17 protein-coding genes are annotated in these 12,448 nt (G+C 64.8%); 14 read left to right on the top strand and 3 right to left on the bottom strand.

Translation table 11 applies throughout. The features are described 5' to 3' along the window. Positions 1-158 precede the first annotated feature (158 nt). From G3T16_RS16430 to G3T16_RS22090, 12 genes are all read left to right on the top strand, one after another. A complete protein-coding gene (locus G3T16_RS16430; protein WP_232059126.1) occupies positions 159-932 on the top strand; it encodes a putative hydro-lyase in 774 nt (257 codons plus the stop codon). Positions 933-947: 15 nt separating this feature from the next. Then, positions 948-1,679 (top strand): 5-oxoprolinase subunit PxpA, encoded by a 732-nt coding sequence (locus tag G3T16_RS16425; protein ID WP_163496176.1) that lies wholly within the window; start codon positions 948-950, stop codon positions 1,677-1,679. Positions 1,680-1,685: 6 nt separating this feature from the next. Next, positions 1,686-2,036, top strand: coding sequence for a carboxyltransferase domain-containing protein (locus tag G3T16_RS22565; protein ID WP_269473236.1), 351 nt, complete (start codon positions 1,686-1,688; stop codon positions 2,034-2,036). Then, entirely contained in the window at positions 1,955-2,368 is a 414-nt protein-coding gene (locus G3T16_RS22560) for a 5-oxoprolinase subunit B family protein (protein ID WP_332102900.1), read from the top strand. Before G3T16_RS22565 ends, G3T16_RS22560 begins: the two co-directional genes overlap by 82 nt. Beyond that, on the top strand, positions 2,365-3,312 hold the full coding sequence (locus tag G3T16_RS16415) for a 5-oxoprolinase subunit C family protein (RefSeq protein WP_163496175.1): 948 nt from the start codon (positions 2,365-2,367) through the stop codon (positions 3,310-3,312). The genes G3T16_RS22560 and G3T16_RS16415 overlap by 4 nt, the downstream gene beginning before the upstream one ends. After that, positions 3,309-4,154 carry a glutamate cyclase domain-containing protein gene (locus tag G3T16_RS16410; RefSeq protein WP_232059125.1) on the top strand — a complete coding sequence of 282 codons (846 nt, stop codon included), beginning with the start codon at positions 3,309-3,311 and terminating at the stop codon, positions 4,152-4,154. Before G3T16_RS16415 ends, G3T16_RS16410 begins: the two co-directional genes overlap by 4 nt. A 32-nt stretch (positions 4,155-4,186) precedes the next feature. Then, positions 4,187-4,417: a hypothetical protein gene (locus G3T16_RS22860; protein WP_332102834.1), complete on the top strand. Its 231-nt coding sequence runs from the start codon at positions 4,187-4,189 to the stop codon at positions 4,415-4,417. Then, positions 4,351-5,043: an aminotransferase class IV gene (locus tag G3T16_RS16405; RefSeq protein ID WP_332102899.1), complete on the top strand. Its 693-nt coding sequence runs from the start codon at positions 4,351-4,353 to the stop codon at positions 5,041-5,043. The genes G3T16_RS22860 and G3T16_RS16405 overlap by 67 nt, the downstream gene beginning before the upstream one ends. After that, positions 5,043-6,128, top strand: coding sequence for an alanine racemase (alr, locus tag G3T16_RS16400; protein ID WP_163496174.1), 1,086 nt, complete (start codon positions 5,043-5,045; stop codon positions 6,126-6,128). Before G3T16_RS16405 ends, alr begins: the two co-directional genes overlap by 1 nt. An 87-nt stretch (positions 6,129-6,215) precedes the next feature. Continuing rightward, positions 6,216-6,401: a hypothetical protein gene (locus G3T16_RS16395; protein ID WP_163496173.1), complete on the top strand. Its 186-nt coding sequence runs from the start codon at positions 6,216-6,218 to the stop codon at positions 6,399-6,401. Positions 6,402-6,407: 6 nt separating this feature from the next. Further along, the gene (locus G3T16_RS22095; RefSeq protein WP_232059124.1) at positions 6,408-7,316 is read left to right on the top strand and encodes a Ppx/GppA family phosphatase; all 909 of its coding nucleotides are present in this window, start codon (positions 6,408-6,410) and stop codon (positions 7,314-7,316) included. An 11-nt stretch (positions 7,317-7,327) separates the two neighbouring features. Then, complete coding sequence (locus G3T16_RS22090) at positions 7,328-7,915, top strand: acetate and sugar kinases/Hsc70/actin family protein (RefSeq protein WP_232059123.1); 588 nt, start codon at positions 7,328-7,330, stop codon at positions 7,913-7,915. A gap of 13 nt (positions 7,916-7,928) precedes the next feature. Here G3T16_RS22090 and G3T16_RS16385 read toward each other — a convergent pair whose 3' ends face one another. Together G3T16_RS16385 and G3T16_RS16380 are read right to left on the bottom strand one after the other, a co-directional pair. Further along, on the bottom strand, positions 7,929-8,651 hold the full coding sequence (locus G3T16_RS16385) for a general secretion pathway protein GspB (protein WP_163496172.1): 723 nt from the start codon (positions 8,649-8,651) through the stop codon (positions 7,929-7,931). A 12-nt stretch (positions 8,652-8,663) separates the two neighbouring features. Next, positions 8,664-10,271 (bottom strand): ExeA family protein, encoded by a 1,608-nt coding sequence (locus tag G3T16_RS16380; protein ID WP_163496171.1) that lies wholly within the window; start codon positions 10,269-10,271, stop codon positions 8,664-8,666. A gap of 140 nt (positions 10,272-10,411) precedes the next feature. On the opposite strand from G3T16_RS16380, the gene G3T16_RS16375 reads away from it, so the two are divergent. Next, on the top strand, positions 10,412-10,687 hold the full coding sequence (locus G3T16_RS16375; RefSeq protein ID WP_163496170.1) for a hypothetical protein: 276 nt from the start codon (positions 10,412-10,414) through the stop codon (positions 10,685-10,687). Between the two features lie 89 nt (positions 10,688-10,776). On the opposite strand, the gene G3T16_RS16370 is transcribed toward G3T16_RS16375, so the two are convergent. After that, complete coding sequence (locus G3T16_RS16370; protein WP_163496169.1) at positions 10,777-11,316, bottom strand: PadR family transcriptional regulator; 540 nt, start codon at positions 11,314-11,316, stop codon at positions 10,777-10,779. 144 nt (positions 11,317-11,460) lie between these two features. Here G3T16_RS16370 and G3T16_RS16365 point away from each other — a divergent pair, with 144 nt between their 5' ends. Next, positions 11,461-12,441 (top strand): NAD(P)H-dependent flavin oxidoreductase, encoded by a 981-nt coding sequence (locus tag G3T16_RS16365; RefSeq protein WP_163496168.1) that lies wholly within the window; start codon positions 11,461-11,463, stop codon positions 12,439-12,441. Positions 12,442-12,448 lie beyond the last annotated feature (7 nt).

The raw sequence follows: 12,448 nt of genomic DNA, 5'->3' as shown, positions 1-12,448 counted from the left end.
AGAGCCCCGGCTGAGCCGAGGCAATGCAGCGCCCGCTGGTGCGCCCCGCGTTGCTGCGCGGGCATTGATGGCAACTGGTTAAGTCGGGGGCAAATCCAGTACCATGTGCGCCAGTACGCGCCCATCACCGGCCCACGAGGTTAGCAATGCCAGCATCAATGACACCTGCCCAACTGCGCCAGAGCATCCGGCGCGGCGAGCACCGGGGCAATACCTCCGGGTTCGCGCCGGGTCATGTCCAATGCAATATCGTCATCCTGCCGGCTGCCGTGGCCGGGGATTTCCTGCGTTTTTGTCAGGCCAATCCCAAGCCCTGCCCGCTGATAGCCAGCTCCGACACCCCCGGCGATGCGGCACTACCACTATTGGGGGATATCGATATCCGCACTGACCTGCCAGGCTACCGCATTTTCCGCGAGGGTAAATTGAGCGAAGAACGCCAGGACATCGTTGAGCTGTGGCGGGACGATCTGGTGACTTTCGCACTGGGCTGCTCCTTCTCCTTCGAAGAGGCGCTGCTGGCGGACGGGCTGGAAGTGCGCAATATCACCGAGCAGGTCAATGTGCCCATGTATCGCACCAATATCGACTGCCGCAGCGCCGGTCCCTTCGCCGGCAAGATGGTGGTAAGCATGCGTCCGTTTCGGGCAGCGGATGCCATCCGTGCGGTGCAGATATGCACCCGGTTTCCGTCGGTGCACGGCGCGCCGGTCCACCTGGGCGACCCGGCCCTGATCGGTATCGACGCAATCGGCAAACCCGATTTCGGCGACCCGGTGTCGATAGCGGCCGACGAACTTCCTGTGTTCTGGGCCTGTGGGGTAACTCCCCAGGTGGCGCTGGAACGGGCCGCGCTGCCCTTCGCCATCACCCACAGCCCGGGCTGCATGCTGGTTACCGATTTGCGCAACAGCCAGCTGGCCATGCTCTGAACCACAGGAATGACGATGTTACTGAACTGCGATCTGGGTGAAAGCTTCGGCAGCTGGACCATGGGTATGGATGCCCAGGTCATGCCGCATATCGACCAGGCCAATATCGCCTGCGGCTTCCATGCCGGCGACCCACTGACCATCGACCGTACCCTGGCCCTGGCCGCCCGCCATGGTGTCAGTGTCGGCGCGCACCCGGCCTACCCGGACCTGGCAGGATTCGGGCGGCGCTCCATGGCGCTCAGTGAAGACGAACTGGCCAGCAGTTTGCGCTACCAGATCGCCGCACTGGATGGCATGGCTCGCTGCCATGGTCTGGAACTGGCCTACGTCAAACCCCACGGCGCGCTGTACAATGACATGATGGCCGATGCGGCCGTCAGGGCCGGCGTGATGGCGGCGGTGTCGGGCTATCACCGCTCTGTCGCACTGATGTTGCAGGCGACCCCGACGGCCGACAGTCATCTGGCCGAGGCCGCAGCGCTGGACCTGCCCCTGCTGTTCGAGGCCTTCGCCGATCGCTGCTATGACGACGAGGGCAGGCTGCTGTCGCGGCGCAAGCCCGGCGCAGTGCACGACCGCGAGCGCATGCTGGCCCAGGTGCGCCAGCTCTGCACCGACAACAGTATCACGACGGTCAGCGGTGCACGGCTGCAGTTGCGGGTGGATACCCTCTGTGTGCATGGTGACAACCCCGAGGGCGTTGCCGCGATCGAGGCAGTCCGGGCGCTGGTCAACGGGAACTGAATTCGCATGCAACTCAGACATGCCGGAGAAAACGCGCTGATCCTGTATCTGGGCGAGCGCAGTGGCCCCGAGACTGCAGCGCGGGTGCAGGCAGCGACTCTCGCCGTGCGTCAGGCTCTGGACGGAGACCTGGTTGACCTGGTGCCATCCTATGCCTCCCTGCTGGTGATATACGACCCGATGCGCACCGATCACATGCGGGTCACCCGCTGCCTGCACCGTATCGAGGCCGACCTCGGCCAGCTGGATTCCGACCACGGAGGGGGGATGTCTGCCTGCCCGTTTACTACAGCCCGGAATCGGGCGCCGATCTTGAACGGCTGGCACAGCAGGCCGGCTTGTCAGTGGAAGACGTGATCGCACTGCACAGCGCGACCGAGTACAGGGTCTATGCGATCGGTTTTGCGCCGGGTTTTGCCTACCTCGGCGAGGTGGACCCGCGCATAGCCATGCCGCGGCTGGCCACCCCGCGGCCCCGGGTGCCGCGCGGCGCAGTCGCCATCGCCGACCGCCAGACCGCTGTCTACCCGGCGGTGTCCCCCGGCGGCTGGAACCTGATCGGGCTTTGTCCCCGGCGCATGTTCGATCCCGACGCCAGCCCCACCATGCCGGTAGCCGTGGGCGACCGGGTGCGATTCGAGCCCATCAGCCGGGCACGCTTTCTGGAACTGGGCGGGGAATTGACATGAGTCTGGTGGTACGCCAGCCCGGCCTGCTCAGCCTGCTGCAGGACAGGGGCCGCTTCGGCCAGCATGGTATCGGCCTGACCACTGGCGGCCCGCTGGATACCGAAGCGTTTGCCCTGTGCCAGCGCCTGCTCGGCAATGCTCCGGACAGTACCCTGATCGAAACCAGCTTCGGCGGCCTGGAACTGGAGGCCCGGGTTGCTACCTTTGTCTGCGTAACCGGCGCCAGCATGCCACTGACCATCAATGGCCGGACCCAGGCCCTGTGGACCGTGCACCGGATCGAACCCGGCGACCGCATCAGTCTGGGCTACGCCGAGGCCGGCTGCCGCAGCTATCTGGGCGTGGCCGACGGTTTCGACATCCCTCCCCAGTTCGGCAGTACCGCCACTGTCCTGCGGGAAAAGCTGGGCGGACTGCGCGGCGAGAAGCTGGCGCCGGGAGATGTGCTACCCTGCGCAGCGACGAGCGGGCGGCCGCTGCTGCAGCTGCCGCCCGCCTGGCGTCCGCATTACCAGAACCAGGTTACCCTGCGGGTCATTCCCGGCTATCAGCAGGCCCACTTCAGCCGCCTGGAGCAGCGCCGCTTTTTCAGCCACCGCTTTACCGTATCGGATGCCTGCGACCGCATGGGCTACCGCCTGGAGGGCCCCGCGATCCGCTGCGACATCGAGGGCATCCTCTCCGAAGGTATCTGCCATGGTGCGATTCAGATTCCGGCCGATGGCCAGCCCATTGTGCTGCTGAACGACCGGCAGACCATTGGCGGCTACCCCAAGATCGGCGCCGTGCTGTCGCTGGATACCGCTGCGCTGGCCCAGTTGCAGCCAGGAGGCAGCGTGTACTTCGCCGCCATCAGCCCCCACGATGCCCACAATGCACTGCACCTGGCACAGGCGCGCTTGAGCTGTGTGCCCATGCCGGAGCGGCCCCATGAGTATCAATGATGAATGAACAGGCACTCAGCGAAGCGATTGAGGACCTGCTGGTCGCGCGCAATCCACGCAATATGCGTCTCGCCCGGGCGGCGCTGAGTCCCGGCTACTACCTGCGGGCGGCGCGGGCATTGCAGGTCGGAAACCGCTGTGTGCTGATCGGCACCGGCTTTCCGGTGGCCGGCACCTTCGAGACCGACGGCCCGGTCGGCGCCATAGCCCTGTACCAGGGTCTGCAGGCCCTCGGCGCCGACCCGGTGCTGGCCTGCGCGGCGCCGCTGGCGGATGTGCTGGCGGCGGATTACCGCGTACTTCCGCTGAGCTGCAACGACGTCGCTGACAGCACTCTCGAAGCCGGCCGCTGGCTGGCACAGTGGCAGCCGGCGGCCGTGGTCTCCATCGAACGCCCCGGTCTCACGGCCGACGGACGCTATTACAATATGCGCGGCGAAGATATCAGCGCCGGCGCCGGCGTCTTCGATCCGTACCTGAGCCTGGCCAGCTGTCCCACCATCGCCATCGGCGATGGCGGCAACGAGATCGGCATGGGCAAGATCGCCGCTGCAATCGCCGCGCTGGACATCCGGGTATCGGTCACGCCCTGTGATGAACTGTTGGTCGCAGACGTATCCAACTGGGGTGCCTACGGCCTGCTGGCCTTTCTGGGCCTGTGGGCCGGCCGCGACTTGCTGGGCGAATTCTCGCCGCTGGCCACACTGCAGTATCTCTCCGCCAGGGGCAGCGTCGATGGCGTAACCCGGGCAAACACCCTGACCGAGGATGGCATGCCAGCAACGGAGGGCGACGCGGTCATTCGCCAGCTCCGCGAGCTGAGCGGGATAGCGGCCACCTGACTTCGACTCTATTGCAGCAACAGGATCATGTTATGAGCACAGTATTTTTGAACGGCGAGTATATGCCGATGAGCGAAGCCCGCATCTCGCCGATGGATCGCGGCTTCCTGTTCGGGGACGGCATCTACGAAGTGGTGCCCTCCTACGACGGCAAGCTGGTCGGCTTCGGCCCTCATATGGATCGCATGCAGGAGGCCTGGACGCACTGCAGATTCAGCACCGCGTCGATCACGCCTGGTGGCGCGAAATCGCCGGGCAGTTGAGCGCCCGCAACGGCGGCGGCAACCTCGGGCTCTATTTCCATATCAGCCGCGGCGCCGATGAACGGCGCCACCACGCCTACCCCGACAACGTCTCTCCGACGCTGTACGCCTTTGCCTTTGAAATCCCGCCGCCGCCAGCCGCGGACAAGGCCGCCGCCACCCGGTACCGGGTCTCCACCGAGGAGGATCTGCGCTGGCGCCGCTGCAATATCAAGTCCACTGCGTTACTGGGAAATGTCATGCACTACCAGTTCGGGCACAGCAAGGGTCACAATGAAACCCTGCTCTACAATCAGACAGGTGAATTGACCGAGGCCGCCGCCTGTAACGTGTTCGTGGTGCGCAACGGCGAAGTCGCCACCCCGCCGCTGGATCACCAGAAACTGCCCGGCATCACCCGCCTGCTGCTGCTGGACATCCTGCACCGGCACAGCGATATCCCGGCACGGGAACGGGTGGTGCTGCGCTCGGAACTGGCCGACGCGGATGAGGTGTGGATCACCAGTTCCAGCAAGGAGATCGCCCCGGTAGTAGAAATCGACGGCAAGCCGGTGGGCAACGGAGAGGTCGGCGATGTCTGGCTGGCGGCGCAGACGCTGTTCGCAGCTCACCGCTACGACTACTGATGTCACGCCCCAGCCAGGCCCGTCTGGACCTCCGCGCACTGCGCCACAATGTCGCGCTGGCACGAGAACTGGCGCCCACGGCACGATTGATGGCAGTGGTCAAGGCCAACGCCTACGGCCACGGCGCGGTGACCATGGCCAGGGCGCTGGAGCCGCTGGCAGATGCGTTGGCGGTAGCCTGCAGCGAGGAGGCCGTGGAGCTGCGCCGCGCGGGCATACGCTGTCCCATCCTGCTGCTGGAGGGCGTGTTCGAGGCCGCTGAGCTGGCGCTCGCCGCCGAACATGACTTGTGGATCACCATAGACAACGATACCCAGTTGCGCTGGCTGGAACAGACCTCCCTGCCCGGCCCGCTGGCCTGCTGGCTCAAGATTGATACCGGCATGCACCGTCTGGGCGTGGCGCCCGAGCAGGCTCGCGACTATCACCGGCGGCTGCTGGCCAGCGGCAAACTGGCGGGACCACCGGTTCTCTCCACCCATTTTTCCTGCGCGGATGAACTGGACAAACCCCAGACCCGGCAGCAGATAGAGCTGTTCGAAACCAGCTGCGAGGGCCTGAGCGGGCTGCGCAGTGCGGCCAACTCCCCCGGTGTACTGGCCTGGCCCCAGGCCCACTACGACTGGATCCGACCCGGCTTCATGCTGTGGGGCAACTCTCCATTCACGGTGCCGCAGCCGCAGGCAGACCGTTTGCGCCCGGTGATGACCCTGTGTTCGGCGGTGATCTCGGTGCGGGATGTGGCGGCCGGCGAGACGGTGGGCTACGGCGCAACCTGGCAGGCCCGGCGTCCGTCCCGCGTCGCGACCGTCACAATCGGCTACGGCGACGGCTACCCGCGCACCGCCGGCAACGGTACCCCGGTGCTGGTGAATGGCCGGCGGGCGCCGCTGGCGGGACGGGTGTCCATGGACATGATCACGATAGATGTCACCGACCTGCCCCCGGTGGCGGTGGGAGACCCGGTGATTCTGTGGGGCGCCGGCTTGCCGGTGGGCGAGGTGGCGCGCGCCAGCAGCACCATCGGCTATGAATTGCTGACCCGGATGCCAATGCGCACTCCCAGAGTCATTGTGGCGGACTGATTCGGGCCGCAGCGACGCCGTGAAAGCGGACAGAGCCTACCGTTTTGCGCTATACTGCATAGCCACCCAAGCTCAAGAGAACCCAGCATGGCCGCCAAACCCCAACGCGCCCCCGCCAAGAAAAAACAGCCCGCCGCCGTCGAAACCTCAAAATCCATAGAGGACCAGACCCGCGACTTCCTGCAATCCGGCGGTTCCATCCAGAGCATCAAATCAGGTATCAGCGGTCAGCAGGGCAGCTATGCAGCGCGCCCCTCAGGCGCCAAAAAATAGACTATTTTGCAAACCCCGCCCCACGAACCACTGCCCGACGGCAGTTTGCTGGCAGCGGTGGATCTCGGCAGCAATTCGTTTCACCTGATCATCGCCCGCATCGAACATGGCGAGATGCGTCCCATTGAAGTGCTGGCGGAGAAGGTCCAGCTGGGCGCCGGTCTGATGGACGGCATGCTGTCCCAGCAAGCCATCGACCGCGGCCTGGACTGCCTCGGCCGCTTTGCGCAGATGCTTGGCAGCGTTGATCCGGAGCGCATCCGGGTAGTGGGAACCAACGCGCTGCGGGTTGCTCGCAACCGGCGCGAGTTCACCGTCCCCGCCCGGCAGATCCTGGGTGCCCCGGTGGATGTGATCTACGGCCGCGAGGAAGCCCGCCTGATCTACCTGGGGGTCGCCCACTCCCTGGCCGACGATGCCCACTCGCGGCTGGTGATCGACATCGGCGGTGGCAGCACCGAGCTCATCATCGGCCAGCGATTCGAACCACAGCGGCTGGAAAGCCTGCAGATCGGCTGCGTCAGTTTTTCCGACAACTGTTTCAAGGGCGGCAGGATCAGCAGCCGCAGCTACCACCAGGCCTATGAACAGGCGCGCCTGGAGGTCTCCCATATCCGCTACAACTACCATGCCGGCCACTGGGCCGAGTGCGTGGGCTCCTCGGGAACGCTGCAGGCCATAGAGGCCATCGTCACCAGCGAGGGCTGGAGCGACAGCGGTATCGACCGTGCCAGCCTGCGGCGGCTGGAACAGCGGCTGCTGCAGTTCAAGCGCTTCGACACCATCAAGCTGACGGCCCTGAGCAGCCAGCGGCGCAATGTTATCGTCGCCGGGGTAGCCATCGCCAGCGCGCTGTTCGACGAACTCGGGATCGAGCGCATGCGCTGCTCCCGGGGGCCCTGCGCGAAGGTCTGATCTACGACCTGATGGGACGCCTGCGCCACGAGGATGTGCGCGAGCGCACCATCAACGCGCTGATGCAGCGCCATGCGGTAGACCTGACCATGGCCGACATCATGGCGCGCCGCGCGCACATGCTGTACAGCGCGACGCGCGACGGCTGGCAGCTGCGCAAGACCGACCGCGAGCTGCTGAAGTGGGCCGCGCACAGTCACGAAATCGGCATGACGATTTCCCACAAGCACTACCATCGCCACTCCGCCTACCTGCTGCGCAATGCCGACCTGCCCGGATTTTCCCAGGAGGAGCAGGAACAGTTGGCCCTGCTGGCGGCAGCCCAGCGCGGCAAGCTGGAAGACGCCCTGTGGACCTCGGTCAGTTCCGGTGAACGGCCCCGGCTGCTGCGGCTGGTCACCATTATCCGGCTGGCGCTGGTGTTCAAATACGTGGAGCAGCTGGAAACGCTGCCGGATTTCGTGATTCAGGCCAAGTCACATTCGCTGCGGCTGGCTTTCCCGGCAGGCTGGCTGGACCAGCATCCCCTCACCGCGCGGGAACTGCAGTTGGAAAAAGCCGTACTGGCCCGCCAGGGCCTGACGCTGAAGATTCGCTGAGGGAATAACTGCCCTACAGATTGACCCAGCTGTTCAGTGCCCGCAGCCGGAACTGCTTGCCATCGTGACTCAACACCACCGAATCCGGCAGGATCTCCTCCACCACTACTCCGCGCCCCACCGACTCCCCGGCAGCAGCCTCGGTGCCATTGATGGTGACCCTGGAGCCGCCCTCGCCACGGTAATCATGCTGCAGGTACATCAGGGTCGGAATAGCATCCTTACGTTGCTGCGACAGTGCAGCCAGAAAGGACACCGGATGCTGCGCCAACTGCACATCGTCAAGCGCCTGTTCAGCGGCGCTCACCAGACTGTCGACATCGACCGCCATGTCATCATCACTCGCGCTGTTCCCGGCTTCGCTATCGGCGTCAGCGCCAGTCTCTGCATCCTCCCTGATATCCGGCGCGCTCACCTCCTGCCGATAGAGCGCCGCCACCTCCGGTGCGGAAGTGACGGGAACGGCGGTAGGCCTCGCTGGCGGCGGTGCTGGGGCCAGTGGCACCGGCGCCCGCACTTTCTCCGGCCCCGCCACCGGGGGTGCGGCCGCAAACTGGCGCCACAGCAGTCCGGCAATCACCAGCAGTGCCAGCAGCAGCAACGCTGGCAGTACCCGCTGCCGCCAGCCGACCGCGGACTCCACCGGCGGAAAGTGCTGGCTGTCCAGTCCCGGCACGACACGGCCATCGGCCGGTTCGCCACGTGCCCGATTGAGCGCATCCAGGATCAGCGACATCGGTCTGTTCCTTCACAAGCGGTCATCGTGGTCCTTTCCCAAAGCGACCAGCTCGCGGTCGCGGCCCAGCGCGGCATTCAGCCGCAGCAGCGTCTGGACACCGACGATACCGTCGGCCTGCAATTGTTGCCGACGCTGGAACAGTCGCACCCGCGTCGCCAGAGCGTTATTGTAAGTGTCAGAGGCGAGCGGTTGTTGCTGGCCATCGATACGCGCAAACATCGCCGCCACCGCTGCCACCGCCGGCCCTGAGTCCCCCAGCGCGAGCGGCCCGTCGAAACCGGCGGGCGGGCGCCACAGCAGGCGATAGCCGCCGCGCCAGAGCGGGGCCAGTTCCGTCAGCGCGACCCGCGCCGGAGCTTCTCCCGCCCACAGCAGGGCATTGTCATCTTCCACCCCCAGGAAAACAGCGGCCGCCGCAGAGCGGGCAGGCGTCACCAGTTCCAGCAGCAAGGGCCGCTCCAGTTCCACCAGTTCCTGCCAGGTCTGGGCCTGCTCGCGCAGGCAGCTGAGCGGAAAGTGAATCTCGCCGCCGCAGAGCCCGGCAGGCATCGTGGCAGCGGCTTCCTCGCCGATTTGCAGTTGCCACAGTTGTTGCAGAGCACCGCCCGTGGTCAGTAACCAGTCAGTCCCCGTCGCCGTGTTCTCAACCTGAGCCACCTGGGTTGCCTCAGCCGTGGCAACAGGGGACGCCGGCGGCGCCGACTGCGGCCGCAGCAGCCACCAGCCCAGCCCCAGCAGCAAGCTCACCACCGCGGCGCCGCCAGCGACAGCCAGCCAGCGCGAGTGAGACCGGCCGGCCAGTTCCTCGCCCATCACCTCCCGCGCGGCCAGTTTCAGCATGGTCTGGTCAGCCCGCTGCCGATTGCGGCCGTAACAGCCCAGCAAAATGCGATCGCACAGGACATTGATCAGGCGCGGTATGCCCCGGGTGACCCGGTGAACACCCCGCACCACGTCGGGTGGAAACAGCTCCCTGCCTGGAGCCAGTCCGGCCACCTGCAGGCGATGTCGAATATAGGCAGAGGTTTCTTCAAGGCTCAGTGGCGCGAGGTCGTAGCGCGCGGTAATGCGCTGGTTGAGCTGGCGCAGTTCGGGCTGCTGCAACAGCTGGGCCAGCTCCGGCTGGCCGATCAGGATGATCTGCAACAGCTTTTCGCTGTTGGTTTCCAGGTTGGTCAGCAGCCGGATCTGCTCCAGCACCCGATAATCCAGATGCTGGGCTTCGTCGATCATCAGCACCGTCCTGCGACCGGCGGCGTGGTTCTGCAGAAGGAAACCGTGCAGACTGTCGGTGAGGGTCTTCAGCGTGGGGCGGTCGCGTTGATAGTCGATACCCAGCTCATCACAGACCGTCGCCAACAGTTCCAGTGCATCGAGTGCCGGGTTGAGAATGATCGCGACATCGGTGGCATCGGGGAGCTGCTCCAGCAAGCAGCGGTTGATCGTGGTCTTGCCGGTACCGACCTCGCCGGTGAGCAGGATAAAACCGCCTCCGCTGCCAACCCCGTACAGCAGGTGGGCCAGGGCATCGCGGTGGCGGGGACTCATGAACAGATAGCGCGGATTTACCGCGATCGAGAATGGCGCCTCGTTCAGTCCGAAATACTGGTGGTACATCTGCCGCTATGCTGCCCCGCCTGAAATCAGGCGGCCATTATGCCCAACACGAGGGCCCGGCGCCATGTTGTCGCGGCGCCCTTCGCTCCCCAGCGCTCAGGGACAGGCATAGGCCGTGTAATGGCCATCGCCTTCTTCGATTGACTCGCGCACCAACGTGTCGGCCCCATATCCAGAGCCTGCTCGCGGGCCAGGTTGTCGAGTTCGACCCGTATCTTGTTGGCCCCCGGGGGATCCCCGCGACCCTGGCCTTGACCTTGCTGGAGACCGTGCCCAGACGCTTGCAGGCGGTGACCTGGCCGGCGTCCACCAGGTCGATTGCGCGCGCCTCGTCGGAGATCCTGACCCAGGTGCAGGCAGATACCGACAGCAGGGCCAACACCAGCAGCGAAGAGAGCAGACAAGTGGATCGGTAACGCATGTGAAACATCTCCGTAACGGCTGATCGTGTTCCCATGATTCTACATCGCCCGGCCATCGGCTGCACCGGGGGACGGGAACGAAGCTACTCGATGGTGGCCAGAATCTCCAGCGCCTCATCACACCAGGCGAGAAACTGTTCGCCGTGACGGATGCCGCCCAGCAGCGCCAGATAGACTCCCCTGCGTCGTACACTCAACTGCTCCGGCCTGGCGTAGTGTCGGCGCCGGATCTTCTCGTACAGATACAGCCGCTGCATCATCTGTTCGCGGCGCTGTTCCACTTCCGCCGCCAGATGACGGGCGTTGCTCTCACTGAGATTGTACAGCTTGACGAACAAATCATCCTTGCCCTCCCGCACCCGGCTGCCGCCCAGCACCCAGGCCTCCAGCGCCCGCTGCCCCGCGGGCGTCAGAGCATAGACGATCTTGTCCGGCTTGCCGGTCTGGCCCACCGTTTCCCGCTGCAGCCAACCCTTTTCCGCCAGCTTGTGTAGCTCCTGGTAGATCTGTTGATGACTGGCATGCCAGAACAGGCCCAGGGACACGTCGAAGTCCCTGGCCAGTTCATAGCCGGACAGTTCATCCTCCAACAACGCGGTCATGATGGCATGGGACAGAGCCACGGCAGCGACGATTCTCCCTGTCAAAGTTCGGAGCAGTTTAGCTTCTTCAGCTTATCCCGAACAATAAGATTATGCAAAAGGTTGCATATAAATTTAATATGCAATAAATTGCACACCAATCAACTATCGAGGAGCTTCGTTATCATGGCCCTGCCCGCCTCCCTGCAGCACCGCCTGCGGCTGCCCGCCGTCGCTGCGCCAATGTTCATCATCTCCAATCCCGACCTGGTAATCGCCCAGTGCACTGCCGGTATCGTCGGCTCTTTCCCGGCTCTGAACGCGCGCCCGGCGGCACAGCTGGAGGAGTGGCTGGAACGGATTACCAGCGCGCTGGCAGCCTGGGATGCCGCTCACCCGGAACAGCCTTCGGCGCCGTTCGCGGTCAACCAGATTGTGCATAATTCCAACGATCGCCTACAGCATGATCTGGAGCTGTGTGTACGCTACAAGGTACCGATCGTGATTACCTCGCTGGGGGCCAAGGAATTCGTCAACGAGGCGGTACACTCCTACGGCGGAATTGTCTTGCACGATGTGATCAACAACCGCTTTGCCCGCAAGGCGATCGAAAAAGGCGCCGACGGATTGATCGCGGTCGCCGCCGGCGCCGGCGGTCACGCGGGATCGACCTCGCCGCTGGCGCTGGTGCAGGAAATCCGGGAATGGTTCGACGGGCTATTGCTGCTTTCCGGGGCAATTGCCACCGGGGACGCAATCCTGGCGGCCCAGGCCATGGGCGCGGACCTGGGATACATCGGCTCCGCTTTCATTGCCACCCGGGAAGCCAATGCCGAACAGGCCTACAAGCAGGCCGTGGTCGACAACAACGCGGCCGATATCATTTACAGCAATCTGTTCACCGGCGTTCACGGCAACTATCTGCGCCCTTCCATCGAGGCCGCGGGCCTGGACCCGGACCAGCTACCGCAAAGTGACCCCAGCGCGATGAGCTTCGCTTCCGGCAGCGACTCGGCAGCCAAGGCCTGGAAGGATATCTGGGGCTGCGGTCAGGGCATCGGTGCGGTCAAGAACATCCTGCCTGCTGCAGATCTGGTAGCCCGGCTGCAGCGGGAATACGCCGCCGCGCGCGAGCGGCTGTGCGTCAAGCCCAGGGCTGTAGAGTAAAATTCAA

This window comes from Kineobactrum salinum (assembly GCF_010669285.1).
In the GTDB taxonomy this organism is placed as follows: Bacteria; Pseudomonadota; Gammaproteobacteria; order Pseudomonadales; family Halieaceae; genus Kineobactrum; species Kineobactrum salinum.
The sequence above is the reverse complement of the archived record's forward strand: the minus strand, read 5'-3'. Positions and strand labels throughout refer to the sequence as shown.

Excerpts from the sequence above, each read along its gene's own strand:
- G3T16_RS16380 (WP_163496171.1), bottom strand. The coding sequence starts at position 10,271 with ATGTACCACCAGTATTTCGGACTGAACGAGGCGCCATTCTCGATCGCG.
- alr (WP_163496174.1), top strand. The coding sequence starts at position 5,043 with ATGTCACGCCCCAGCCAGGCCCGTCTGGACCTCCGCGCACTGCGCCAC.
- G3T16_RS16395 (WP_163496173.1), top strand. The coding sequence starts at position 6,216 with ATGGCCGCCAAACCCCAACGCGCCCCCGCCAAGAAAAAACAGCCCGCC.
- G3T16_RS16415 (WP_163496175.1), top strand. The coding sequence starts at position 2,365 with ATGAGTCTGGTGGTACGCCAGCCCGGCCTGCTCAGCCTGCTGCAGGAC.
- G3T16_RS22860 (WP_332102834.1), top strand. The coding sequence starts at position 4,187 with ATGAGCACAGTATTTTTGAACGGCGAGTATATGCCGATGAGCGAAGCC.
- G3T16_RS16425 (WP_163496176.1), top strand. The coding sequence starts at position 948 with ATGTTACTGAACTGCGATCTGGGTGAAAGCTTCGGCAGCTGGACCATG.
- G3T16_RS22090 (WP_232059123.1), top strand. The coding sequence starts at position 7,328 with ATGGGACGCCTGCGCCACGAGGATGTGCGCGAGCGCACCATCAACGCG.
- G3T16_RS16410 (WP_232059125.1), top strand. The coding sequence starts at position 3,309 with ATGATGAATGAACAGGCACTCAGCGAAGCGATTGAGGACCTGCTGGTC.
- G3T16_RS22565 (WP_269473236.1), top strand. The coding sequence starts at position 1,686 with ATGCAACTCAGACATGCCGGAGAAAACGCGCTGATCCTGTATCTGGGC.
- G3T16_RS16365 (WP_163496168.1), top strand. The coding sequence starts at position 11,461 with ATGGCCCTGCCCGCCTCCCTGCAGCACCGCCTGCGGCTGCCCGCCGTC.
- G3T16_RS16430 (WP_232059126.1), top strand. The coding sequence starts at position 159 with ATGACACCTGCCCAACTGCGCCAGAGCATCCGGCGCGGCGAGCACCGG.
- G3T16_RS16385 (WP_163496172.1), bottom strand. The coding sequence starts at position 8,651 with ATGTCGCTGATCCTGGATGCGCTCAATCGGGCACGTGGCGAACCGGCC.